This window comes from Planctomyces sp. SH-PL62, assembly GCF_001610895.1.
Lineage (GTDB): Bacteria > Planctomycetota > Planctomycetia > Isosphaerales > Isosphaeraceae > Paludisphaera.
Genome location: NZ_CP011273.1, coordinates 175,057 through 199,107, shown reverse-complemented (window position 1 = coordinate 199,107; position 24,051 = coordinate 175,057). Strand labels below are relative to the sequence as shown.

The 24,051-nt window shown below is 71.2% G+C and carries 18 protein-coding genes; 10 read left to right on the top strand and 8 right to left on the bottom strand.

Features of this window, described 5'->3' with window-relative positions; translation table 11 throughout:
- Positions 1-137: 137 nt before the first annotated feature.
- Entirely contained in the window at positions 138-1,121 is a 984-nt protein-coding gene (locus VT85_RS00765; protein WP_068409305.1) for a DUF4349 domain-containing protein, read from the top strand.
- Between the two features lie 92 nt (positions 1,122-1,213).
- A complete protein-coding gene (locus VT85_RS00760) occupies positions 1,214-2,179 on the top strand; it encodes a PLP-dependent cysteine synthase family protein (RefSeq protein ID WP_068409303.1) in 966 nt (321 codons plus the stop codon).
- Positions 2,180-2,329: 150 nt separating this feature from the next.
- Here the strand turns inward: VT85_RS00760 and VT85_RS26370 are convergent, their stop codons facing one another.
- From VT85_RS26370 to VT85_RS00745, 4 genes are all read right to left on the bottom strand, one after another.
- On the bottom strand, positions 2,330-2,500 hold the full coding sequence (locus VT85_RS26370) for a DUF1328 domain-containing protein (RefSeq protein ID WP_082858257.1): 171 nt from the start codon (positions 2,498-2,500) through the stop codon (positions 2,330-2,332).
- A gap of 286 nt (positions 2,501-2,786) precedes the next feature.
- The gene (locus VT85_RS00755; protein ID WP_068409301.1) at positions 2,787-3,401 is read right to left on the bottom strand and encodes a GDYXXLXY domain-containing protein; all 615 of its coding nucleotides are present in this window, start codon (positions 3,399-3,401) and stop codon (positions 2,787-2,789) included.
- Positions 3,388-4,770: a DUF2157 domain-containing protein gene (locus VT85_RS00750; RefSeq protein ID WP_068409299.1), complete on the bottom strand. Its 1,383-nt coding sequence runs from the start codon at positions 4,768-4,770 to the stop codon at positions 3,388-3,390. The genes VT85_RS00755 and VT85_RS00750 overlap by 14 nt, the downstream gene beginning before the upstream one ends.
- Before the next feature lie 153 nt (positions 4,771-4,923).
- Positions 4,924-5,898 (bottom strand): hypothetical protein, encoded by a 975-nt coding sequence (locus VT85_RS00745; RefSeq protein ID WP_068409297.1) that lies wholly within the window; start codon positions 5,896-5,898, stop codon positions 4,924-4,926.
- A gap of 446 nt (positions 5,899-6,344) precedes the next feature.
- Between VT85_RS00745 and VT85_RS00740 the strand changes: the two genes are divergently transcribed.
- From VT85_RS00740 to VT85_RS00725, 4 genes are all read left to right on the top strand, one after another.
- The gene (locus tag VT85_RS00740) at positions 6,345-7,301 is read left to right on the top strand and encodes a lactate racemase domain-containing protein (RefSeq protein WP_068409295.1); all 957 of its coding nucleotides are present in this window, start codon (positions 6,345-6,347) and stop codon (positions 7,299-7,301) included.
- The gene (locus VT85_RS00735) at positions 7,244-7,699 is read left to right on the top strand and encodes a hypothetical protein (RefSeq protein ID WP_068409293.1); all 456 of its coding nucleotides are present in this window, start codon (positions 7,244-7,246) and stop codon (positions 7,697-7,699) included. Before VT85_RS00740 ends, VT85_RS00735 begins: the two co-directional genes overlap by 58 nt.
- Before the next feature lie 154 nt (positions 7,700-7,853).
- A complete protein-coding gene (locus tag VT85_RS00730) occupies positions 7,854-8,348 on the top strand; it encodes a hypothetical protein (RefSeq protein ID WP_156512597.1) in 495 nt (164 codons plus the stop codon).
- 183 nt (positions 8,349-8,531) lie between these two features.
- Positions 8,532-9,026, top strand: a complete 495-nt coding sequence (locus tag VT85_RS00725) for a ferritin-like domain-containing protein (RefSeq protein WP_068409289.1) — start codon at positions 8,532-8,534, stop codon at positions 9,024-9,026.
- A gap of 66 nt (positions 9,027-9,092) precedes the next feature.
- On the opposite strand, the gene VT85_RS00720 is transcribed toward VT85_RS00725, so the two are convergent.
- The 4 genes from VT85_RS00720 to nadD form a co-directional block, all read right to left on the bottom strand.
- Positions 9,093-10,886 (bottom strand): glycosyltransferase family 39 protein, encoded by a 1,794-nt coding sequence (locus VT85_RS00720; protein WP_197491021.1) that lies wholly within the window; start codon positions 10,884-10,886, stop codon positions 9,093-9,095.
- Positions 10,887-11,988: 1,102 nt separating this feature from the next.
- Complete coding sequence (locus VT85_RS00715; RefSeq protein WP_068409285.1) at positions 11,989-14,331, bottom strand: TRAFAC clade GTPase domain-containing protein; 2,343 nt, start codon at positions 14,329-14,331, stop codon at positions 11,989-11,991.
- 251 nt (positions 14,332-14,582) lie between these two features.
- A complete protein-coding gene (locus VT85_RS27245) occupies positions 14,583-15,581 on the bottom strand; it encodes a hypothetical protein (protein ID WP_068409283.1) in 999 nt (332 codons plus the stop codon).
- Positions 15,582-15,713: 132 nt separating this feature from the next.
- Entirely contained in the window at positions 15,714-16,313 is a 600-nt protein-coding gene (nadD, locus tag VT85_RS00705; protein WP_068409281.1) for a nicotinate-nucleotide adenylyltransferase, read from the bottom strand.
- A 134-nt stretch (positions 16,314-16,447) separates the two neighbouring features.
- Here nadD and priA point away from each other — a divergent pair, with 134 nt between their 5' ends.
- From priA to VT85_RS00685, 4 genes are all read left to right on the top strand, one after another.
- Positions 16,448-18,838, top strand: coding sequence for a primosomal protein N' (gene priA, locus VT85_RS00700; RefSeq protein WP_068409279.1), 2,391 nt, complete (start codon positions 16,448-16,450; stop codon positions 18,836-18,838).
- 454 nt (positions 18,839-19,292) lie between these two features.
- On the top strand, positions 19,293-19,943 hold the full coding sequence (locus VT85_RS00695; protein ID WP_197491020.1) for a PEP-CTERM sorting domain-containing protein: 651 nt from the start codon (positions 19,293-19,295) through the stop codon (positions 19,941-19,943).
- Between the two features lie 265 nt (positions 19,944-20,208).
- On the top strand, positions 20,209-20,901 hold the full coding sequence (locus tag VT85_RS00690) for a sigma-70 family RNA polymerase sigma factor (RefSeq protein WP_197491019.1): 693 nt from the start codon (positions 20,209-20,211) through the stop codon (positions 20,899-20,901).
- Complete coding sequence (locus VT85_RS00685) at positions 20,885-24,049, top strand: serine/threonine-protein kinase (protein WP_068409272.1); 3,165 nt, start codon at positions 20,885-20,887, stop codon at positions 24,047-24,049. The genes VT85_RS00690 and VT85_RS00685 overlap by 17 nt, the downstream gene beginning before the upstream one ends.
- Positions 24,050-24,051: the final 2 nt, after the last annotated feature.

Here is a 24,051-nt window from a genome sequence, read left to right as displayed (position 1 = left end):
TCGGCGGCGCGCCGGTCGATAGGCGCTCCCCCACGATTTTCATGTCGCCGACTATCAAAACGGCCTGTCCCAACGTCTAAGAAGAGGAACGCCCCTTTCCCTCGCCACGATGCGGTTCTTCGACGAAAGGCCCGACCATGCAATCACCCGCCAGCTTCCTCCTGACCATGGTGCTCCTCCCGCTGACCGGCTGCGGCGAGGCGGGATACGAGGCGCAGATGAAGACGGCGGAAGCCCCTGCGGCGTCGCATTACGCCAATTACAAGGTGCCGGCCCCCGGCCAGGTGATCTCGGCGGACTCCGACGGAGGTGGGGGGATGGCGGGGGGCATGATGGGGATGCACGCCGCGACGGCACCCGAGGCACCGGCCGAGGCCGCTGCGCCCACAGACGCCGGAATCTCCCGCAAGGTCATCTACGACGCCACGCTCGACCTGGCCGTCGATGCGGTGGACCCCGTGGCCGCCATGGTCGGCGAGCTGGTCGCCTCGTCGGGCGGGTACATCGCCGAGGAGAACATGACCGGCTCGCCGGGCTCGCTCCGCTCGCAATTCTGGCGGCTCCGCGTCCCGGTCGACCGCTTCGACGGCCTCGTCCGCTCGATCATGGCGCTGGGCGAACTCGTGCAGTTCAACCGCAAGTCCCAGGACGTCACCGCCGAGTTCTACGACGTCGAGGCCCGGATCAAGAACAAGCTGGTCGAGGAGGAGACGCTCAAGAAGATCCTGGAAGAACGCTCGGGCCAGCTTGAAGAGGTGCTGAAGGTGGAGGTGGAACTCGCCCGCGTCCGGGGCGAGGTCGAGCAGATGCAGGGCCGCCTCCGCGTGCTCCAGAACCTCTCTTCGCTCGCCACCCTGACGCTGACGATCCGCGAGCGCGACCGCTTCCAGCCCCCCGCGCCCGTCGTGGCCGACTTCCCCACGCAGTTGGCGCGCACCTGGCAGAGCTCGCTCACCCGCTTGCTCGACCTGGGCAAGGCCCTGACGATCTTCGTCGTCGGCCAGGTCGTCTGGTTGCCGTTCTACGCGATCGGGCTCGTGCTGATGTGGTGGGGCCTACGACGCCTGATCGCCATCGCCCGGACGCCCCGGCCGACCACCTCGACGCCTCCGGCCGTCTGACCGTCGATCCCGACCGCCGCGAGGATGGCGTAAGCTGTCCGGGACGGCATCGATCTCGATGCGAACGACCACCAGCAGCCCGCGAGGTCCCCGTGAACACCGGCGCCCGGCTTCCCGACGTCAACCACTATCTCGACCGCGCGGCGGCGACGCCGTTGATCCCCGTCCGGCTCGATCCGGACGGGCCGACGATCTGGTGCAAGCTCGAGTTCCTCAACCCCAGCGGCTCGACGAAGGACCGCATCGCCTGCCACATCCTGCACAAGGCGGTGCGCACCGGGACGGTCCCGCCGGGGGGGACCGTCGTCGAGGCGTCGAGCGGCTCGACGAGCATCGCCATGGCCCTGGCCTCGGCGCAGCTCGGCCTGAAGTTCGTCGCGGTCATGCCCGAGGGGGTCAGCCGCGAGCGCCGGCTGATGATCGAGGCGTACGGCGGTGAGGTCCAGTTCTCACCCCGAGGCGAGGGCATTCTCGGTGCCCTCGCCGCCGCGGCGGCCGTCGCCGACGAGCGCGGGGCGTTCCAGCCGCTCCAGTTCGAGAACCCGGACAACCCCGCCGCGCACCGGAGCCGCACCACCCAGGAAGTCCTGGCGCAGATCCCCGGCGGTCGGGTCGACGCCGTCGTCAGCGGGGTCGGCACCGGCGGGACGCTCGTCGGCCTGTTCGAGGGCCTGTGCGATCACGGCTGCTCGCCCACCGCCTTCGCCGCAAGGCCCGTCGGCGGCGCCGCGATCGGCGGGGCGGGGGCGGAGTGCTGCTCGTTCAGCGGTCGGATTCCCGGCGTGATCGACGGCCTCTCCGCCATCTACACGAAATTCCGCGCCGACCGCGCGGCGTCCCTGGTGGAGCTTGACGTCTCCGACGACGAATCCATGGAAGTCGCCCGTCGCCTGATCCGCAAGGGATTCCCCATCGGGCCCAGCTCCGGCCTCAACTACCGGGCCGCGATGACGGTCGCCCAACGCCTCGGGCCCGAAGCCCGCATCCTCACGGTCTTCCCCGACCGCATGGAACGCTATTTCTCCACCGAACTGTTCGGCGCGACCTCGCAAGGCTGAGACGACGGTCTTCCCCCCCGCGAGGGAAGGACATTGTGTGGCCCCCGAAAATCCGCGACGGTCAGAAAAAAGGGCCGGGGACGCGACGCTTCTTGCAGCGTCCGTCCCCGGCCCTTTTCGATGGCTTGATCCTTGATGGATCGACGCCGATTATACGGCGGGTGGACCGGAACGGCCCATGACCAGCGCGACCACGAACAGCACGAGGAAGACGAAGACCAGGATCTTGGCGATCCCCGCCAGGTCGCTCTGCATGCCGCCAAAGCCCAGGAAGCCCGCGATCAGCGCGAGCACGAAGAAGACGATAGCCCAGCGCAACATGGTCGTGATCCTTTCGCCTGGATGGCTATGGGAATGCTCCGGCTGAGGGCCGCGACCGGACCACTCGGTCCCCGGCCGGCCTCGACGCCAACGCCAGAGCAATAACGCAAACGTGATGCCATAGCCCCATGACAAATAAAGAACCCGCGACGGCCTTGCGCTTGATTGATTCGGCCGTCATCTCGGAACAACCGAGGGGGCGACGGCCCCCGTGCTCGGCGCCCCCTCGTCCAACGCTGCGCATCCGCCTCTCCGTCGAGGGAAGCAGGATTGCACCAGCGGAGGCTCAATCGATCTCGAGCCCCTGCAGCGTCCCATGGCCGGAGCGGTTCAGGGCGACGCGGGCCCAGAGCTTGTGGTCGCGGGCGGCGGCTTCGTAGGGGGCTCCTCCCCCCTCCTGGACGTAGTAGGTCTCGATGCCGAAGACGATCCGCGAGGGCTCTTCCAGCGTCCCCTGGAGGAAAGGAACGCCGTCCGGCGGAGGCGTGCTTCTGGGGGGGCCGGCGGCGTATCGGCCCATCCCGCCCTCCTCGGGGATCAGCGGCACGAAGACGGGGCGATCGTGCCAGTCGTCGAAATTCTCGGCCGTGAAAGGGCCGGGGAGGCCCTCGATCCCCTCGGGGGGGACGCGGCCGAAGTCATAGGCGAGGATCACGTACTCGCCCCGGAACAGGTCGCGGGGATCGACCGGCTCGACTTTCAGGAGGACGGTCCGCGTCTCGCGAAACGCCAGCAACGTCCCGCCGATCATCCAGCCCAGGACGAGGAGCTGGAACGCCGCCGCCGCGATCAGGAGCTTGGACTCGCGGGTCGCGAACGGCCCCCGAGGCCGCGCCGAGGCGCCGAAATCCGGGTCGGCGAGCGCGGAGGAGGCGGCGGGCTTGGGTTCAGGCAGGGACATGGTGGACCTCCTTCAGCCGTCGCCAGAGCAAGGAGGCCGCGACGAGGGCCCCGCCGCAGGCCAGGAACATCAGGGCCGCGCCCGGCATGCCGCCGAAGCCGCTGAACAGGTCGATGTAGCGGGCGATCGCCCAGAGCAGGAAGTACGCCACGCCGGCCGCGAAGGGACGGACTCGATCCTCGCGGGCGCCGACGATCGTCAGCCAGATCGCCAGCGACGCCATCGCGACGTTGGCCGCGATCGTCGTCGTGATCGGCTCGGCCACGACGGCGTTCCAGAAGCCCAGGGCCGCGAAGAAGGCCAGCATCAGGACCGGGAACCAACGGCCGGGGGCGGCGAGCAGCCTCCGGCCCAGCGAGCCGGCCCCCCCCTCGCGGCGGCGGTCGAGTTCGGCCGCGACGACCAGGAGGATCGCCGCCAGCACCACGGCCGCCGCCGACTCGATCGCCAGCGGCGTCGGCAGGATCTCGCCGCTCATCGCCGAGTTGGCCGCGTACGTGCTCAGCGGCAGCAGCACGCCGCCGACCAGCACCACCCCGAAGAACCGATACGGGATCCCCAGGCCCCCCTCGACCGGATGGCACTCGGCCAGCAGCAAGAGGAGCGATCCCACCAGCCCGACCCAGTAGATCGGCGCCTCGTCGAGCCGCCAGGCCGTCGGCTGGAGGAGCAGCCACCAGGTCCCGAGCGCGACGTACAGGCCCAGCGCGCTCCGCGACTTGTGGCGGTAGGCCCAGGCCAGGCCCAGGCCCGCGAGGATCGGGACGCTCCAGGCCGGCTCGACCAGGTCTCGCATCCCGCCCCCGCCCCAGGACCACGACCCGAACGCGGACAGGCCGACGAAATAGGCGAGCGTCGCGGCGGTCAGGGCGTGCAGCGGCCAGGTCCCCAGGGTCAGGGCGAACGGCAGCACGCCGATCCCCCACCACCAGTAGCCGTCGGGACCTTCCACGTTGAAGTTGAACATCTGCGCGATCAGCGCGATCGCCGCGCCGTAGAACAGGCAGCCGAGGAAGCAGACGACGTTCGAGGTCGTCCTCGCGGCGGCCCGATAGCGCAGCAGCCAGGCCCCGCCGTAGGTCCCGGCGAGCGTCAGGAAGATCAGGGCGATCCGCGCCCCCCTCGGCAGCTCCGACCAGTTGAACGCGACCGCCGTGAAGACGGCCAGGCCGATCAGCAAGGCCCCCAGCCCCATGACCGCGGCGCTCGCCCGGTCGTCCCGCCTCGCGGCCTCGCGCCGGGGCGCGTCCGCGTACACGCCGAGGATCCCCGTCGACTGCTCGACGGAGAGAAGGCCCATCGCCGTCCAGGCTTCCACCTCGCCCACCAGCCACGCGCGCCGGTCGGCCGTGATCTCGCGACCGCTCATGTAGCGTTCCCTTGCGCCGACGCCGGCGCGACCCGTCACCCATCCAGCTCGACGCACGTCGCCGAGCCATGGCATGCCACGGAGAATCCTTAGCATGTGGATGACGAAACGTCGCGTGATTGTGACGCGGCCTCGGCGGAACGAGTCCCGGTCTCAGCCGATTTCGTCGCTCCGACCGCCAGGATCGCCAGCATCGAAATGGTCGCGTTCGGACTCGGACCGATCGGCATCGGGGCGGGGGCCGTCGGATTCGGCGGCGATCCGGTCGCGGGCGTGGTTCGACTGTTCGGCGGCCTCGGCGCGGGCGCGGCGTTGGGCTTCGACGGCCTGGACGAGCTGCTCCTGGGCCTCGGCGACGTAGGCGCCCCAGTCGGTGGAGAAGTCCTGCCGGAAGGCTTCGATGTAGCCGGGCTCATACTGGCGGGAGAGCCATTTGAGCTGGTGGAACACCTTGTGCGCGAGGGCCTGCATCTCCTCGACGTTGCCGCAGTCGCGATCGGGTCCGGCCTGGTGGTAGCGGAAGCGGCCGATCCAGACCTTGAGCCGGGCGTACTGCTCGAGCTTGACGAGGTGGGCGAAGGCGTGCAGGCCGGCCTCGATCTCGTGGGCCAGGAGCTGGAGCTGGCCGCCGGGGAAGTGGCTCTCGGCGTCCCAGAGGAGGCGGTCGGCGTCGGCGAACTGTTCGAGGAGTTCGGGCTGGAGCCGTTCCAGCTCGCGGCGGTGCTGACGATAGGCGTCGACGGCGACGCGCAGCTCGCGGCGGGCCTCGTCAAGCTCGCGGCCCACGACGTCCAGCTCGGCCCTGGCGTCCTTGCGAGTGCGGTCGATCTCACCCTGGGACGTTGCGATCAACTGCTCGGCGTCGGCGTCCGAGGTCAGCGACGACTTGAACTGGGCCAGCTTGCGGACCAGATCCTTCAAAAGCTGCTCGTCGGCGTCGGCCTGCTCGATCGCCCGGGTGCACGCCGGCCGCGCCGTCCTCATCCGCTCCAACGCGTGGCGCGACCGCTTCTCGGCCGTGCGGAACAGCTCGGCGGCGTGCTGCGTCTCGGCCTCAACCTTCTTCGCCCGGGTCTTGGCCTCGGCCTGACGAACCAGCTCGGCGAGTTGTGCCAGCGATGGAGTCATTTTACCCGTCTCTTCCGCTATAATTATTTATTACTGGATCTTCACCGAGATTATTGGCGGATCGCCCATCCATTGATGGGACTCATCCCATGGCCCCGGATTTGGCGAGGCCTGGCGTGACGCTCGCATGGCGTCGACAGGCGGCTCGGGGCCAGGGCGGGGGAGTCGTCGGGGGGTTTCGCGTGAGGGCGACTCCGCGGGGGACTGCATGGTCCCGCGCGGCGGCGTCGCCTTCGTCGTCGCTTCGGGACGACCGCAACAGCCGTTCCAGCATCATACTCCCACCCCTTCCAAAGTTGAACGGTCGGACTCCGGCGGCCGACGTTTCCCCCAGGAGAGGCACGTCTCATGCCGGATCGCGGCGGTTGCGGCGAACGCCGGGGATGGCGTAACCTGACCGGACGGATCGAGGCCGACATGGAAGACGTCGGGATGTGGGGGCGGGGATGACGACGGCGACGATCGAGGCGCCCTGGGGCGACGGGGGGACGCTGGGCCTGCGCCTGCCTCCGGACTGGAACGTGGGCCGCGAAAGCGTGGTCGAGCCCGACCTCCGGGGCCCGACGGACGATTACCCCGCCGCGCTGGCCGGGGCCCTCGACGCGCCCCGGGACTCGCCCCGGCTGGAGGACCGCGTCCGGCCGGGATCGAAGGTCGCGATCGTGGTCGACGACCCGTCGCGCTGGACTCCGGTGCGCGAGGCCCTGCCGATGGTGCTGGCCCGGCTGCACGCCGCGGGGGTGGCGGCCGAGGACGTGACGATCAGCGTCGGGGTGGGCCGCCATCACGCGGTCGACGACGCGGCGATGCGGAGGCGGCTGGGGGAAGGCCCGGCGTCGTCGTATCGCTGCTACAGCCCGCCGGTCGACGACCTCTCGGCTTACGTCGACCTGGGGACGACCGCCAGGGGCGTCCCCGTCCGGGTCTTCCGGCCGGTCGCCGAGGCCGACCTGCGGGTCCTGATCGGCTCGGTCCTGCCCCACCTCCAGGCGGGCTTCGGCGGCGGCTACAAGCTGATCTTCCCGGGGACCAGCCACCGGACGACCCTGGGGGCGCTTCACCGCCAGGGGCTCTCGCGCGACTCCGACGCCGGCCTGCTGCTGGGGGGGCTCGCGGCCGAGAACCCGATGCGCCAGGCCGTGAACGAGGCGGCGGGGCTGCTGGGCCCTTGCTTCTCGGTCAGCCACCTCATCGGCGCGCCGGGGATGATCTTCCGGGCCTGCGCGGGGCGGCCCGAATCGGTCCAGGACGCGCTGGCCGAGGAGGCCCGGACGCGGTTCCAGGCCCCTCCCGCCCCCCCGCCGACGTGGTGGTGGTGGGGAACAACCCCTGGCCGGGCGACCCGATGCAGAGCTTCAAGGCGCTGCTCCACCATCGGGCCGCCAGCGTCCCAGGGGGGGTGACGGTCGGTCTCTTCTGGACCGATCCCGGCGAGATCGACCGCTCGATGCCGCGCTCGGCGATGCGGCTGATCGCCGGGTCCGGCGCGCCCGGGGGCTGGGCGATCCGCCGCCTGGTGCCGATCGCCGAGCGGATCCTCTCGGCGCGAGAGTCGTCCGCGGCGTTCATGCTCCGATGGGCTCGCGAGCTGGTCGTCGACCGGGCGGTGATGGTTTACGCGCCTCCGCTCCACGCCCGGATCGGCGGCCGGCTCGGTCCCGTGCGACTCTTCGCCGATCAGGACGCCCTGTGGCGAGCGGTCCGCCGCGCCCTCCCCCGCGCCCGGCGCGGCTCGCCGCGCGTCCGCATCTTCCCTCGCGGCGGCCTGACCTACGCGCCGCAACGCGACTCGCTCCCGTAGACGCGCCGCGGGGCGGATGAGGGGGCGACGGGCGCGAGGGCCGCTTCGGTTCGCGAGGCCGTCGGCGTCGGCGCGGGAGTTGCGGAAGGGAAGGGCCTGTCGCGAGGGTCTTCCTCGACGTTTCCGAGCCACGACCGCCACTCAAGGAGCCGTCATGATGCGCCGATCGATCGCCCGAGTCGCCCTGTTCGCCCTCGCCTTCGCCCCGGCGTCCCTCCTCCCGCTCCCCGCCCACGCGCAGGGCGACGGGCCGCTGAAGGCCGAGGACCTGGCCGGCGCGTATGAGATCGTCTCGGGCGAGAAGTTCGGCATCCCCGAGCCGTCCGAGCGCATCAAGGGCTCGACCGTCCGGTTCACCAAGGACCGCGTGGTCGTCATGGACAAGGAGAGCAAGGAGATCTACGGCGCGGCCTACTCCCTGGAGGCGACCGAGGCCGCGGCTGGCGAGAGCGAGTCGGGCGCGACCGCGTCCAAGATCAAGATGACGAGCAAGCTCGCCGATTCCGAGGAGACGGTCGCCTACGGCCTCGTCGACAAGGACGGCGATCAGGTCCGCCTCGTCTACGCCCTCCCCGGCGGCGAGGTCCCGCGCGAGTTCAAGACCAAGGACAAGCAGCTCCTCTTCGTCCTCAAGAAGAAGGCGGACTGACCCCGCGCGTCCGCGTCCCGCCACCGTCGATCCCCCGACGCCCCGGCCCTCGCGGGGCGTCGGTCGTTTCGAATGGAATGGGAAGTGGACGATCCTCGCTCGGCGGCGCGGTGTTTGCGATGGAGATCGACGTCTTGACGACGGCCCGCGACCTAACGACCAATCGATTCAGGGAACGCAGACATGAAGATGCAGACGCTCAACGACCTGATGGTGGACGTCGCCCGCGACATGCTCGACGCTGAGAAGCAGCTTGCCAAGGCCCTCCCGAAGATGGCCAAGGCGGCCTCGCACCCGGAGCTGCGCCAGGCGTTCACGAAGCATCTGGAAGAGACCAAGGTCCACGTCGAACGCATGGCCCAGGTCCTCGAGGCGCTCGGCCACGCCGCGCGCGGGAAGAAGTGCAAGGCGATGGAGGGGCTGATCGAGGAGGGGAAGGAGGTCCTGGAGATGGAGGCCGCCCCGGAGACCCGCGACGCCGCCCTGATCGCCGCCGCGCAGAAGGTCGAGCATTACGAGATCGCCGGCTACGGCACCCTGAGCACCTGGGCGAACACGCTCGGGCTCCCGGAGGTCAAGAAGCTCCTGGGTGACACGCTGGCCGAGGAGAAGACGACCGACGGCCTCCTCACCGAGCTCGCCGAGTCGATCGTCAACGTCGAGGCCGCCGCGACCTGACGGGGCCGGAACGAGCGGGACGGAGGCCGGGTCGCGTGGCGCGAGCCCGGCCCTCCCGGACCTCGTTCAGCGACGGGCGACGCGGCTGCTGGCCGTGGCGTACGCGTCGAGGATCCCGCTGCGGCCCGGATGGATGGATTCCAGGCCGAGCCGCGACTGCAGGCTGTAGGAGAGCCGACTGCCGGCCCCGTAGAGGATCACCAGGCGCTGCTCGTCCGGCAGGGTGAGCAGTTCGTCGACGTGGGTGAGGTCGATCTGCGGGAGTTCCGGCAGGGCCGTGCGAAGGATGAAGCGGAGCCGGCCGCCGGGATAGGGGGCGTCGAGCGAACCGGGCTCGCCGTCGGAGTCGAACCGGGACGACGGCGGGCTGACGACCGCGATGTGGCTGAACGGCCGCTCGCGATTGCGCCTGAGGATCATCGTCCGGAGCATCAGGAGGTCGTTGGTCTCGCCGTGGCGGAAGACCACCTCGCGGACGCCCAAGCCCACGGTCGCCGCCAGGGTCGCCAGCAGGAACGCCGCCAGCACCTGACGCTGGCGGTCGTCGCGGTCGCGCGCCCAGCGCTCGACTGCGCGGCCGAGCAGGAACGAGACGATCAGCAGGTCGAGCGCCAGGTGGAGGCTGAGGGTCGTCGCCGAGCTGGCGCGACCGGCGAGCAGCTCGTCCAGGGCGCCGCGAAGGTCCTTGCTGGACCACCAGGCGAGCCCCAGCGCCGCGGCGGGCGCCAGGCCGATCAGCGCGCGGACCGAGGCCCTTCGGTTGACCAGGTCGGCCACGGCCGACGCCGCGAGCAGGTTGAGCGGGACCAGCAGGAAGATCTCCAGCGCCTGGCGAGGGCCGGTCGTCCAGAACGCGAGCGCCAGGGCGACCGCCCCCGCCCAGACGACCCAGAGCGATCCGCCGATGGTCTCGCGGTCGTCGCTCTCCGCGGTCAGGGCGATCCGAACCGTCCGGGCCGCGCCGAAGAGGGCCAGCGGGGCGGCCACCGGGGCCAGCTCCACGATCTTGGTCAGCAGGTTGTAGGAGTCGGTCCAGCCCGAGGGGGGGAGGATGAGGGGGGCGAAGAGGTCCCAGCCGTGGACGCGGAACATCATCAGCCGCCAGGGGACGGCGATGAGCGTCGCGATCCCCAGCGCCAGGGCGGCGTCGATCAGGCCGCCGTCGCGGAGCCAGGCCGAGCGTCCCGCCGAGGGGGCCGCGCGGAAGTTCGGGTCGGCCGACGCGCTCACCCGCAGGTAGACCTGGTGCAGCGCGACCACGAGGATCGTGATCAGGCCGAACGCTTCGATCGTCAGCAGCGAGGCCCCCAGGGCCGCGCCGCCGGCCGCCGACCAGAGCAGGGAGAGCCGCCGGGGGTCGGCCGATTCGGCCGTGATCCGAGTCCTGGCGGCGTACGCGTACAGCGCCGCGAGGGCCCCGGCCGCGGCCAGCAGGTTCGGCGTCATCTCCTGCTCGCGCAGCAGGAGGCTCGGGCTGAAGGCCATCATGAGGGCCGCGGTGAACCCCATGCCGCCCCCCCGCCACAGCCGCCCGTGGAGGTAGACCAGCATCACGATCGCCGCGCCCGCCGCGTAGCTGGGGAGCACGCAGGCCAGCGGGTCGCAGTCGCCGCTGAGGGTCAGGCCGAGGGCGGCGAGCCAGGGGTACAACGGAGGCTGGAACGCCACGCTGCGATACCCGGCCGATTCCCGCTCGGGCTTGATCGCGGCGTCGGCCGCCGTCTGGTCGACCGCCATGCCGTCGACGGCCACGGCCATCGCCCGAAGGCCCCAGAGCGGGCCGGGCATCGTCAGGTCCCACGACCGCAGGGCGGCCAGGCCGGGGAGGATCGCCGCCATCACCACCAGCGGAAAGAACATCGCCGATCGTGGGGCCGGGCGGATCAGCGGCCGGGGCGAACGCGGGTCCGCCGGCTCGAACCGGGGCCTCGCCGACGCCGTCGCCGACCTTCGCATTGGTCGAAGCACGCGCGTTCCCATCGTGTCATCCGTCCGGATCGTGATGGTGGACGCCCCCGCGCCCGGCCCTGGAGGTCCGGCGGGAAGTCCGGTCGACGTCGAAATGGGTTTCGACGGACCATACCATATCCGCAACGATCGGGGGATAGGCTTTCGCTCGGTTCCCAGGTGCACAGGACCGTCCTTTATCCCGCCCGCCGCGACTTCCCCGGGCGACCCCCAGCGAGAACTCGCGAGGCGCGCCCGGCGTCGGGGGGCGAACGCGACGCAACCTCCGAACCATCCCCAGACCGGGACGACAGGGCCGCCGAGACCGGGGATTCACGGCCGAAGCCGCGGAAGGGACGCGTCGCACGCGTCGACACCATCGCCTGATATCGGCCTCCGGAGACGCCTCGATCCATTCATTTCCCCGCCCGCCAACTCTCCCGCCGCGAAGTCCTTCCTCCTTGGCTGACGCGGTGACGAGCACCGGGGCCGTCGACTCTTGTGTTCGTCCGCGACGACGTGGGACCGTCGCGATCATGCCTTCCCCCCCTCGCGGGAGAAGGTACCCGTGCAGCGGCGGATGAGACCAAATCGCCTCGATCACCGACCCGTGGCGCCCGAGGCCGCTCGCCAATGACGATTCATCAAAGCAACTACGTATGAGGGGCGGCCAGCCCGAGGGCCGGCACCGTTTCGGTTGATCCGCGATGATGGTCCCCCTCATCGGCTTCCGGCCACCTCCTCCCACCACGGGAGAAGGCAGGATTGCGCGAGCCTTCCTCCGGGCGATGGCCCGGCTCCGTAATCGGTCGGGAGGGCGCATTGTGAGGATGGCGGGTTGCGCTTCGGAGCGATCGAGAAGGGCGATCGGCTGCGGGGGATCGATGCCGGAAGCGATGAAAAATCGCCGTTCGAAGCCAATCCCGGAGTCGGAAACCAGCATCAAAACTCAACCGCCGCAACGACTTGCGTCCGATGGCTTCGTTTAACGCCGGTCCAAACGAAGCCATTCCGGTCATTCGGGCCGGGCGAGGGTGGGCATGGCGAAGTCGGAGGTGAAGGTGAGGGAGGTTTGGCCTCCCCTGGCGAATCGGATGGTGTTGTCGAGCAGGCGGAGGGCGAGGGGGTCCCCCTGGCGGCTGTTGAGGACGGCGACCTCGGAGGCGGACCAGTCGTAGTCGATGACCCGGATGGTGACGGGGTCGCCATACTTCCAGATGATCGGCTGGGGGAAGGTGTAGTCCCAGATCGGCCGCGTGGAGTTGGCGATGACGGGGGAGGGGCCGTAGGTCACGCCGCCGACTTCGAGGGTCACGCCCAGGTCGGGGCCGCCGCCGGCCAGGTACTTGGCGATCGACGGGGAGACCTCGCCCCGGCGCAGGGTGACGCGGTAGCCGTGGGGGACGGAGACCTTGTCCCACCAGTCGAGGTACGTTTTGGAGGTGCTGGCGAAGCGGCCGTCGGGATGGTCGCGGAGGTAGTCGCGGAGCCGCCGGGCGACCTCGGCGACGTCGTCGGGGTGGGCCGTGGCGTGGTCGTAGGCCTGGCGGTAGGAGTAGGCGTCCCACTCGCGGAGGATCTTGTCGCGGGCCTCGATCGCCTCGCTGATGAACAGCCCGCCGGTCTGGTGGGCCTTCAGGTAGTCCTGGTACTTCTCGATCCGGGTCTCGAAGCTCGTCGGCTGGCGCTGGGAGTATTCGCGGGCGCGGGCGATGTCGCGCTCGTCCAGGCGGCGGACGTAGTCGTCGAGCCGCTCCTGGACCTCGGACCGATACGGGCTTTCCGGGTGCTCGTTCAGGAACTGCCGCGAACGCTCGATCAGGTCGGCGAGCGAGGCGTTGGGGAGGGACTCGGAGCGGACGAGGTCGTCGATGGTCCGGCGTTCGGCGGCGCTTCGACGGGTGGTCAGCTCGGCCTTGAGACCCTGGGCCAGCTTGAGGATCTCGGGGCGTCGGGGGGTGTCGGGGAACTCGCGGAGGAAGCCGTCGAGCGCGGTGACGGCCTTGGCGGGCTCGTCGATCGCCTCCAGGGAATTGGCCTGGGCGTACACCTCCTTCCAGCGCTCGTCGTGACGGACCTGCTCGCGAGACTTCTCGACCTCGCGGATCGCCGGGGCGAGCTGGGGGGCCTGGTTGCGGGCGGCCTCCAGCCGCGCTTCGAGATCGGGGACGACGGTCCCGGCGGCGATCTGCACGCCACTGGCCTTGACGCTCCACTCGGCCTTCTTGTTCGCCGCCTCGCGGGCGAGCCGGGGGAGGACGTAGGGGAGCGTCGGGTGGCCTTCCAGCAGGTCCGCCCAGCGCCCGGCGACGGCCGTGGCCGTATTCCCCGGGTCGCGCTCGAACGCCGAGGCGACGTGGTAGCCCCAGTAGTCGTAGCCGACCACCACGCCCGCCAGCAGTGCGAGGGCGCCCGCGAGCTTCGCCGCCCGTCGCAGCGTCCGGCCCCGCTCCCGACGCTTCAGCCGGGCGCGGAACTCGTACGTCCGGTTCGATCGGGGGTAGCGCTTCTCGTAGGCGGCCAGGCAGCGCCTGAGCCTCGGGAGGTCGCCGGCGGCGAGGTCCCAGAGCAGCTCCATCTGGGCGCGGTCGCGGGTCTCGAGCTGCTCGGCGACCCAGCCCAGCGGGCCTTCGAGGCCCATCGGTCGGATCTCCGACGGCGGCCGGTTGCCGTCCGAGCCGGTCCCGAACGAGCTGACGGCGAAGATCACGCCGTCGGGCGCGTGCTGGCGGAGGGCGTGGCGGGTCATGCCGTACTGGCGGTCGACCAGGGCCTCGACGAACGCCTCGTCGGCCGTCGAGCCCCGCCCCTCGCGGGCGAGCACCCGGTCGAACTTGGTCAGGAGCAGGGCGACGGGGCGGTCGGTGCTGATGTCCTCGGACCGCTCGATGTACCGCTCCAGCAGGTTCTCGACCTCCTGCTGGCGGCGCCGGCGCTCGGCGGGGTCGTTGGAGCCCTCGGGGTCCAGGCAGAGGAAGACGGCGTCGCAGCCGGCGAAGAACTCCTGGATCGGCTCGTCGGTCCCCAGGGTGACGTGCTCCCCCTGGTAATCCTTGACGATCAGCTCGAACCGAGCGGGGCCGTGGTACAGCCGCAGGTGCAGCTCGGTTTCCGAGAGGGTGCCGGTGGTGGACTGGCCGGACTCGATCTGGGCGATCTTCTCGGCCAGGTACTCGGCGGTCGGGGGGTCGGCGGCGGCCAGGCGCACGCCCGGCACCTGCCCCCCGGCGGCCTGCCGGTAGAACATCGCCAGCAGGGTCGTCTTCCCGACGTTCCGATGCCCGAACAGGGCGATCCGCTTGGGGCCCGTGAGCCGGGCCTCCAGGGCGTCCAGTCGCGCGTTGCGGCGGTTTGACACGCTCGTCCCCGATCTCCTGAGCCACCAGACCAGACGTGAGGGCGTCCATGCCCACGGCGGAAGGGCCGTCGAGAGTTCGCGGCCGCTTGCTGATGATCGACCGTTTCGACCCTCGACCCGAGCGTCCCCGGCCGGGCCGAGGGTCGCGTCGGGAGGGATGCTCAACCCCCGTCGAGTTTACCGCCGGGGGGAGCGGACCGCTTCCCGCGTTCGATACGAAAGGGGAGGGCGGGTGGTTCGATGCCGATCGTTCAGGCCGAACGTCGCGAGACGGCCTTGCGGAACAGCCAGAGGGCTCCGGTGAACGGCCGGAGCATCGTCCGCATGGGCATCCCCAGGACGACCAGGAGCGCCCCGCACGCCACGAGCCCGGCCAGGATCACGCCCAGCTTGCGGAAGACCAGGAAATCCAGCCCTCGGCTGGCGAGGGCCTCGCCGATCGAGGTCTCCAGCCCCTGGGCCAGACCGCCGCCGACGGTAGTCGCCAGGGTCACGCCGGCGCGGGCGAATTCGCGGGCGGCGTACTCGGTGGCGCGTCCGGTGTAGTCGATGAAGGCGTCCGGGTTGGCGTAGAAGGCGGCCAGCACGCCGGCCGCGGCCAGCTTCTTCTTATGAGGAAGGACCTGGGTGGTCAGGAACTCCCAGCCCCCCCGGCCGGTCTTGCGCAGCACGCCCAGACTCTCCGGACCTTCCTTCGCCAGCACCTCGGCCACGTCGTCGCCGAACGTCCGCACGGCGGTCAGCCCCTCCGGGCCGAGCCGGCCGATCATGGCCTCGGCTTCCTGGGGATACCGCTGGGCGATCCGACGGGCCGACTCGCCCATCTCGACGACCACCCGCTTCTCGGCCGGCTTGAGCGCCGAGAACGTCCGCAGGGCGTCGGCGTCGCGGCCCACGAGCTGGCCGAAGCGGCTCTCCAGCAAAAGCTCGCTCGGGTTCTCGACCCGACGCGCCGCCGCCGCGAATTCGTCCGACTGCTTGACCAGGCCTTCGAGCCCTTCCTCGGTCCCCTTCGCGAACAGCTTGCCGCCGCCGCGGGCCTCGATCCGGGCGGCGTCGCCCGTGTGCAGCACCGCCTTGCCCCCGCGAGCCTCGACGATGATCTGCTGCACGACCTCGTCCAGCCAGGAGAACGCCCCCGCCCGCGCCGGGGACGACGTCCCGAGCACGGCCGCGGCCAGGGCCAGCCCGAGTATCCGAATCAGGCCGAGCCGGCGAGCCGGCTGCCCGCTGTGGGAGAGGAGCAGCATGTTCCCTTTCCTTCCGCGCGTGTTCCGAGAACCAGAGGAAGTCGATTCGGCCGAAGCCATCCTCTATTGTATCGCCCGAAAGGTTTTCCAAGGTGAAGCCCGCTCGATTCCGAAAAATCGCCGGGCGATCGGTCAGGGGGCCTCGCGATAGAGCTTGTGGGCCTCGATGTAGGCTTCCACGGCCCTCGGGGTCTGGTAGCGGATGCTCCGGCCCTCGGCGAGCCGACTCCGGAGGCCCTGGGAAGCGATACCGATCGGGGGGATCGAGACGAACTGGAGGGGTCGGGCGTCGGGGCCGAATAGCGAAGCGGGAGGGGGCTCAACGTCCGATCCCGGCCGGTTCGCCACCACGATCGTCGCCGTCGCGGCGATCTGATCGGGCTGCCGCCAGGTGGGGAGATCGACCAGGCTGTCGCCGCCGATCAGGAAGAACAACTCGTCCTCGGGGCGTTCCTCCCGGATCTGGGCCAGGGTGTCCACGCTGTAGGAGGGTCCCGGCCGGGTCGCCTCGATCTCGGAGACCTCGAACGCGTCATTCCCGGCGATCGCCAGCCGGGTCATCTCGATCCGATGATGGACCGCCGACCGTTTCGCCCCGCGCTTGTGGGGCGGCTCGTTCGCGACCACGAACCAGACCCGATCCAGGCGGCAGGCCTCGCGGCACTGCTCCGCGAGGATCAGATGCCCCAGGTGGATCGGATCGAACGTCCCGCCGTAAACCCCTAATCGCATGGACGAGCAAACCCCCTTCGACCCGACGGAACCTCGACCGCGGCCGTCTGGACAGGCGTGCAGAAGTTCGACGGTTCGGCGTATAATCTCGATAGTCAGCCGACGGCCCGGAAACTCGACGATAGGTTCGCCCGATGAGCGTTGTCAATCAGGATGATCGGGACGGCGAGGCCGCCCGTCCCTCGGGAAGGTTGGTCCGCCCCCCGTCGTGGTTCGGCGGCGAGGACGTCGCGCCCGCCGAGCGCGGGGGGCTGTTCATCGAGGTCGTCGTCAATCGGGCGTTCGACCAGGCGCTGACCTACGGCGTCCCCCGCAAGCTGGTGAGCGGGGTCCAGGTGGGCCAGCGGGTGCGGGTCCCCCTGGGGAAGCGGGGGGGGCTGGTGACGGGCTACTGCGTGTCGGTCGGCCTGCTCCCGCCCGAGGGGCTCGACCCGTCCCGGATCAAGAACATCGCCGAGATCCTCGACCCGGTCCCGCTGATCGACGCCCGGATGCTGGAACTGACCCGCTGGATGGCCGGGTACTACCTGTGCTCGTGGGGCCAGGCGCTCGACGCCGTGGTCCCGGCCGGGGTCCGCAACCAGGCGGGGACGCGGATCGGCACGTTCCTGGTCGTCCCCCCGGAGACCCTCCAGGCCTGGCGGGACGGGACCCTGGAAGCGACCCTCACCGCCAAGCAGGCCGCCGCGATCGACGCCGTCTGCCGGGCCGAGGGAGACATGCTCACCGTCTCCGACGTCTGCCGACGCGCCAAGTGCGGGCCGGGGGTCGTCGCCGGCCTCCGCCGCGACGGCCGCCTCCACACCGTCAAGCGCCGGCTCGCGCTCGACGAGGCCCGCAAGGCCGCGAAGGACGAGGAGGCGGACGCGACGGCCCAGGCCCCGGCCCCGGCAGCCGCCGAGGCGACCGAGGCCAAGCCGAGGCTGGCCCTCACGCCCGAGCAGCAGGAGGCGATGGACGCGCTCTCGCCCGCCTTGCAAGGGGACGCGTTCGCCCCGTTCCTGGTCTTCGGCGTGACGGGGAGCGGCAAGACCGAGGTCTACCTGTCGGCCATCGAGCAGGTCGTCGCCCGAGGCCGGGAGGCGATCGTCCTGGTCCCCGAGATCAGCCTGACTCCCCAGACGATCCGGCGCTTCAAGCGTCGGTTCCGGCGGGTCGCGGTGCTCCACAGCCACCTGAGCGACGTGGAGCGGCACCGCCACTGGCGGAACATCGCCCGGGGCGAGATCGACGTGGTCGTCGGCGCCCGCTCGGCCATCTTCGCCCCCACCCGCCGCCTGGGGCTGATCGTCGTCGACGAGGAGCACGAGAGCACCTTCAAGCAGGAGACCGCCCCCCGCTACCACGCGCGCGACGTCGCCGTGAAGCGGGCCCACCTGGAATCCGTGCCGGTCATGCTGGGCTCGGCCACCCCCTCGCTCGAATCCTGGTCGAACGCCGAGCGCGGGCGATACACGAAGATCGACATGCCCAGCCGCGTCGAGGGGAGGCCGATGCCCGCCGTCGAGCTGATCGACCTCCGGCATGAGAAGCACATGACCGGCGGCCTGAGCGACACCCTGCGCCTGGCCATCCACCAGGCGCTCGACGACGACGGCCAGGTGATCCTGCTGTTGAACCGCCGGGGCTACAACACGTTCATCATCTGCCCCAAGTGCGGCGAGGTGGTGAAGTGCCGGCACTGCGACGTGGCGGCGACCTTCCACAAGGGGCGTCGGCTGCTGATCTGCCACATGTGCGACGCCGAGCGGCCTTGCCCCCCCGCCTGCCCGTCGTGCCACGCCCCCGTGCTCCACTACGGCGGGATCGGGACCGAACGCCTGGAGCGCGAGGTGGCGATGGAGTTCCCGTTCCACGCCGCCCGCCGGATGGACTCCGACACCATGCGCCGCCACGGCAGCCATGAGGAGGCCCTCGCCGCGTTCAAGTCGGGAGAGGTGCGGATCCTCCTGGGGACGCAGATGATCGCCAAGGGGCTGGACTTCCCGAACGTGACCCTGGTCGGCGTGGTCGACGCCGACGTGGCCCTCCACCTCCCCGACTTCCGCGCCGCCGAGCGGACGTTCCAGCTCGTGGCGCAGGTCGCCGGCCGCACCGGGCGGGGCGACCGCAAGGGGAGGGTGCTGGTCCAGACCTACAGCCCCGAGAGCCCGGCCATCCTCCACGCCGCCCGCCATGACTACGAGAGCTTCGTCACCCAGGAACTCCCCCATCGCTCGGCCGTCCTGGCCTCTCCCTACGGCCGGATCGTCCGGCTGCTGGCCCGAGGCCGCGACGAGGGCCGGGTGAAGGCGTACCTCGACGAGCTGACGACCGTCCTGCGGGCGAAGGCCGATCCCTCGGTGCGTTTCCTCGGCCCTTGCCCGGCCCCCGTCCTGAAGATCAAGGAAGAGTTCCGATTCCACCTCCAGCTCCGGTGCGCGACGCCGGGCCCTCTCCGCTCCCTCCTGCACGACCTTTCCAATCCCCCGCTCCCCCCCAAAGTCGAGCTAGCGGTCGACGTGGACCCGGTAGGGATGCTCTGATCGGGCCGGAGTCCGCCTATTCGGACGCGGTTCCTGCAGGGGGCGGGGCGACTCGGCTTTCGGACGAGGGAAATTCACGGAATTTCCGACAAAGCCCCAAAGTCGCGTTTACAGGTTTCCCGACCCGGAGTATTCTCCCCGCCGTTGGCTCACATCACGGACATCTTGGCGAAGAGACTCATGGCGGAGTCTAGGCGGAGGCGGGCATGGATGCGATGGCCTTCAGCTCTCATCCTTCTCCCTTCCCCCCGATCCGTCGCGATCTCGCGGCCCTCCCCAAAGGGGGCCCTCCAGGAAGCCTGTCCGGGTCGTGATCCCCGTGTCTCGCGAAGTTCGATCCGCGCCGCGTCTCAACCGAGCGGGCGAGGCCGTCGCGACGCGAGTCAGAAGCAGCGACCGAGGAACCAGGATTGCGTCGTGACAATCCGATCTTGTTCAGGAGGAAGAGATGAGCATGACTAAAGGATTGACGAGGCTGCGGTCCGCGGCCCTCGCGCTGGGGATGATCGTCGGCACGGGCCTGGGCTCGAACGTCGAGGCGGCCGCGATCCTCAAGTACCAGACCGCCACCGCGATCGACCTGAGCAAGGGGATCAGCGGGCCGAACCTGATCAGCTTCACCCCGGCCAGCGCGGCGGGCGTGGACCTGGCCTCCGGCTCCGTGAACGCCGGCCTGGGGACGTTCGTCGTCGCCCCGCCGGCCGCCGGGTCGAGCACCACCTACAACAACGTCGGATTCGCCATCACGATCCTGCCGCAGGATCTCAACGGCAACCCGCTGACCGCCCTCTCGACGGTCATCACGGGCGTGCTCAACGGCGTCGTCGACAGCCCCTACCACTCGACGGTGACCGCCACCTTCGACCAGCCGATCGACGAGCTGGACCTGGGCACGCAGAAGCTCAGCTTCAGCTTCCCCAAGGGCGACAAGCTCCTGGTGCCCTCGCAGTCCAACGCCGGCCTGACCACGGTCGAGGCCCTCATCACCTCGACGAACACCGAGGCCCCGGTGCCCGAACCGAGCACGATCGCCCTGGTGCTCACCACCCTGGGCGGCCTCGGCCTCCGCAAGTACGTCTCCGGCCGCCGCACCAAGGCCGCCTGAGCCCGGCCGATCGGCCGCTCCTCTCGACACGACGAGTCGTCACGACGACTTTTCCTCCGGACCCCCGGCGATCCTCCCGATCGCCAGGGGTTTTTTCATGCGCCCCGCCCGCCGCCCGCCTTGCCGACCGCCCCAGTCCTCCCCATGATTGATCGGGATCGGGATCGGGATCGAGGCCGCGGGACCGTCACCCTCGGCCGTCGGCGATTTTCGAGGGGTGCACGGTCCGGCCGGCTGCGGGGCGTCGCCTACTTAGATTGAGACGATGAAAGTAGGGGCGACCGCCATGGCCGAGGGGCCGATCGAGCTGCTGACCAGGGCCCGCGCCGGGGAGACCGAGGCGCTCGGCGAGCTGTGCGCGCTGTACCGGAACTACCTGAGGATGGTCGTCCGGACCGGCCTGGGCCCCCGGCTCCGCGAGCGCCTGGAACTCTCCGACGTGGTCCAGGAGGCGCTGGTCGAGGTCGTCCGCCAGTTCCCCCAGTTCACCGGCCAGAACGAGGCGGCCCTGGTGGGCTGGCTGCGGCGGCTGGTGGGCCAGAAGCTCGCCGACCTGGGCCGCTTCCACAGCCGCACGAAGCGGGCCGGGGGGGTGGCCGCGGTCCCGCTCGACGCCCCCTGGGACGGCGGCCGCGCGGAGAAGGGGGGGGACGGGGGGGGCGGCGGACGTTTGCTCGACATGCTGGCCCTCAGCCAGACCAGCCCGAGCGAGGTCGTCAGCCGCCGCGAACTGATCGTGCTGCTGGCCGACGCCTTGGCGGCGCTCCCCGAGGGAGAGGCCGACGTCCTCTGGCTCTACCACGCGGAGGGCCTGTCGTTCGAGACGATCGGCGAGCGCGTGGGGCTCAGCCGGAAGTCGGTGCGAGGCGTCTGGGCGCGGGGCCTCAAACGCCTGAAACGCTCGCTCGAAGGCCCGCCGGGCGGATCCTTGAGGTACGACGATGACCCAGCCGGCTGACGACGCCGCCTCCGACCTCACCCCCTTCGACGACGACGACCGTCTGGGGGAGGCGATCGAGCTCTATCTCGAACTGATCGAGCGCGGCGAGGCCCCGGCCGCCGAGACCTTCGCCGCCCGCTACGGCGACCTCGGGGCCGACGTCCGCGCGGCGCTCGAAGGCCTGGAGCTGGTCCACGGCCTGGTCGGCGGCGGCAGCGGATCGGCCGTCTCGGGGGACTCGGGGCCCGGCCGGAACATCGAGTCGGGCCGCCGGATCGCCGGCTACCGCGTCGTCCGAGAGTTGGGACGCGGCGGCATGGGGACCGTCTACGAGGCCGTCCACGTCGGCCTCGACCGCCCGGTGGCCCTCAAGGTGCTGGGGACCCACGCGGCCCCCGACTCCTCGGCCCGCCGCCGCTTCCTGAACGAGGCCCGCACCGCCGCCGGGCTCCACCACACCCACATCGTCCCCGTCTTCGACGTCGGCCAGGTCGGCGGGCTCTGCTACTACGCCATGCAGCGGATCGAGGGGAGCGGCCTCGACAGCGTGGTCCGCTGGCTCCGCCGCGAGCGCGGCAGCGGCGCGGGACGCTGGAGCGAGACCGGCGGGCGGAACTCCTCCTCCTCCGCCACGAAGTTCCTGCGGGCCTGGTCGCGGGCCTCCTCCGGACTCCCTTGGACGCGACGCTCGCCCGCGCCCGGCCCCCGTTCGCAGATCGCCGACGACCCCACCCCGACCTGGTCCCACGGCCATTCCCTCTCCCGGCTCTCCCGGTCGGGCGCGGCGACCGCGCTGGCCGTCGCCCGCCCCCGCGAGGACGAGTCCGCGCCCCCGTTCGAGCCCCCTCGCGGCTCGTCCTACTACCGATGGGCGGCCCGGGTGGGGCGCGAGGCGGCCGAGGCGCTCGACCACGCCCATCAGCACGGGGTCATCCATCGCGACGTCAAGCCGTCGAACCTCCTGATCGACGCCGCGGGGTCCATCTGGGTCGCCGACTTCGGCCTGGCCAGGCGGCTGGCCGACCCCGGCCTGACCCACCACGACGGCATCCTCGGCACGCCCCGCTACATGAGCCCCGAGCAGGGCCGGACCGGCGTGATCGACGGCCGGACCGACGTCTACAGCCTGGGCGCCACCCTCTATGAGCTGCTGACCCTCCGGCCGCCGTTCGACGGCTCCAGCGCCGCCGAGCTGCTCGACCAGATCGCCGGCCGCGAGCCGGCCCCGCCTCGCGCGATCGACTCCCGAATACCCCGCGACCTGGAGACGATCGTCCTCAAGTCGCTGGCGAAGCGGCCCGCCGACCGCTACGCCACGGCCGCCGACCTCGCCGCCGACCTCGCCCGATTCCTCAACCGAGAGCCCGTCAAGGCCCGGCGGATCAGCCTCCCCGGCCGGGCCTGGCGCGTCTTGCGGCGGCATCCAGGCATCAGCTCGGTCACGGCCGCCGCCAGCCTGATCATCCTGGCGGTCGCCGCGTTCGCCTACCACCGCGTCGTCAAGGAGCGCGACCTCGCCGAGCAGGAGCGGGACCTGAAGGTCGAGGCCCTGCACAGGGCCGACGCGGCGCTCGCCAAGACCGAGGAGGCGATGCGCGAGACCCAGGCCGCCCTGCGGACGGGGCTCTGGCGGCACGCCGAGCTGGTCCGACGCACCGACGCCCCCGACCGCCGCGGCCTGGGGCTCGACCTCTTGAAGCAGGCGGCCGCCCTGGAGCCCGCCCCCGCGATGAAGGCCAGCCTCCGCGACGAGGCCGCCGAATTCCTCATCCTCCGCGACGTCGAGCCCCGCGTCGACCTGGCGACCGGCCCGACCCGCGACGTCGTCCTGGGCGCCGCCGGCTCGCGGCTCACCTCCCTGACCGCCTCGATCGACGGCGAGGAACTGGCGTTCTGGGACGTGGCCTGCCGCCGCCGAGGCGACGCGGTCGCCCTCCGCAAGCTCGCCAGGGTCGACCCCCGCGACGAGCCCCCGCCGTCGGGAGGCCGCGGCTCCGGGGGAGGCGGCGCGTCGCCGCGACGGGGGGGCTGGTGGTGGGGCTGGGGCGATCGGCTCGCCCCCTGCGGCTCGAACCTGGCGGTCGTCCCGGAGGAGGGCGCGTCGATCCTGCTCGTGGACGCCGCCACCGGCGGCCTCGTCCGGGAGCTGGACCGGGGCGCCGGCCGCGTCGTGGGGGTCTTCGGCGAGCCGACCGGCAAGCGGCTGGCGTCCGTCGAGATGGAGGTCGAGCCCCGCGAGGGACCGCCGACGCCCCCTTCCTTCGACAACCTCGGCCCCCGGCGCGACTATCGCGTGGTCCTCTGGGACCTCGAACCCTCCGAACCCCACGCCAGGGTGCTCGACCTGGACCTGGAAGGCCGCTACCCGATGCCCCCGATGGTCGCCGTCTCGGTCGACGGCAAGACCCTGGCCGTGACCGCCTCGGGCGCGACCACCATCCGGCTGTTGTCGACCGAGGACGGCGGCGAGATCCGCGCGATCGAGGCCCCGGCCGACGTCCGGGCGCTGGCCCTGGGGGGGCGGGACCTGCTGGCCGCGGCCTCCGAGGGGACGATCCAGCTCTGGAACCTCGCGAACCCCGACGCCGCCGGCTTCGTCACCAGCCTCTCGTCCTCGCAGAGCCCGGTCGTCCGGCTCCAGTTCAATCCCCAGGGGACCCTGCTGGCGGCGGCCTCGTTCGTCGGCCCCCAGGTGGAACTCTGGGACGCCCTGACCCACAAGCTCGTCGCGGTCCTCTCCGCCGCCGACCCGGTCGCGGACCTGGCCTTCTCGGCGGACGGCCGCACCCTGGCCGCCGGCGGCCGGAACCTCACGACGTCGTCGTGGACGATCCACGAACCGGCCGTGCGGACCCTGGTCGGGGGCCTCGACTCCCGACCCGTCTCGATCGCCTTCCGGGACGACGGCCTGCTGGCGATCGCCGACCTCGCCGGCGACGTCTGGCTCTGGAGCGAGCCCCGAGCCGCGTCCGAGGCGGCCGTCGCGGCCTACCGCCTGTCCGCGGCCCAGTCCGAGACGATCGCCCGCCAGGACGTGGTCGGCCCCCCGTCGCCGCCGTCGTCGGCGCCCTGGCCCGCGCCGGCGACCGCAGGACCCTGGTCCTGGCGCGGGGCCGCTCCCTCTACCTCTGGGAACCCGATCGGCCCGACCGGCTGCTCCCCCTGACG

Excerpts from the sequence above, each read along its gene's own strand:
- VT85_RS00690 (WP_197491019.1), top strand. The coding sequence starts at position 20,209 with ATGAAAGTAGGGGCGACCGCCATGGCCGAGGGGCCGATCGAGCTGCTG.
- VT85_RS00730 (WP_156512597.1), top strand. The coding sequence starts at position 7,854 with ATGATGCGCCGATCGATCGCCCGAGTCGCCCTGTTCGCCCTCGCCTTC.
- VT85_RS00695 (WP_197491020.1), top strand. The coding sequence starts at position 19,293 with ATGACTAAAGGATTGACGAGGCTGCGGTCCGCGGCCCTCGCGCTGGGG.
- VT85_RS00755 (WP_068409301.1), bottom strand. The coding sequence starts at position 3,401 with ATGTCCCTGCCTGAACCCAAGCCCGCCGCCTCCTCCGCGCTCGCCGAC.
- VT85_RS27245 (WP_068409283.1), bottom strand. The coding sequence starts at position 15,581 with ATGCTGCTCCTCTCCCACAGCGGGCAGCCGGCTCGCCGGCTCGGCCTG.
- VT85_RS26370 (WP_082858257.1), bottom strand. The coding sequence starts at position 2,500 with ATGTTGCGCTGGGCTATCGTCTTCTTCGTGCTCGCGCTGATCGCGGGC.
- VT85_RS00725 (WP_068409289.1), top strand. The coding sequence starts at position 8,532 with ATGAAGATGCAGACGCTCAACGACCTGATGGTGGACGTCGCCCGCGAC.
- VT85_RS00685 (WP_068409272.1), top strand. The coding sequence starts at position 20,885 with ATGACCCAGCCGGCTGACGACGCCGCCTCCGACCTCACCCCCTTCGAC.
- VT85_RS00745 (WP_068409297.1), bottom strand. The coding sequence starts at position 5,898 with ATGACTCCATCGCTGGCACAACTCGCCGAGCTGGTTCGTCAGGCCGAG.
- nadD (WP_068409281.1), bottom strand. The coding sequence starts at position 16,313 with ATGCGATTAGGGGTTTACGGCGGGACGTTCGATCCGATCCACCTGGGG.
- priA (WP_068409279.1), top strand. The coding sequence starts at position 16,448 with ATGAGCGTTGTCAATCAGGATGATCGGGACGGCGAGGCCGCCCGTCCC.
- VT85_RS00720 (WP_197491021.1), bottom strand. The coding sequence starts at position 10,886 with ATGTTCTTTCCGCTGGTGGTGATGGCGGCGATCCTCCCCGGCCTGGCC.
- VT85_RS00740 (WP_068409295.1), top strand. The coding sequence starts at position 6,345 with ATGACGACGGCGACGATCGAGGCGCCCTGGGGCGACGGGGGGACGCTG.
- VT85_RS00750 (WP_068409299.1), bottom strand. The coding sequence starts at position 4,770 with ATGAGCGGTCGCGAGATCACGGCCGACCGGCGCGCGTGGCTGGTGGGC.
- VT85_RS00735 (WP_068409293.1), top strand. The coding sequence starts at position 7,244 with ATGCAGAGCTTCAAGGCGCTGCTCCACCATCGGGCCGCCAGCGTCCCA.
- VT85_RS00765 (WP_068409305.1), top strand. The coding sequence starts at position 138 with ATGCAATCACCCGCCAGCTTCCTCCTGACCATGGTGCTCCTCCCGCTG.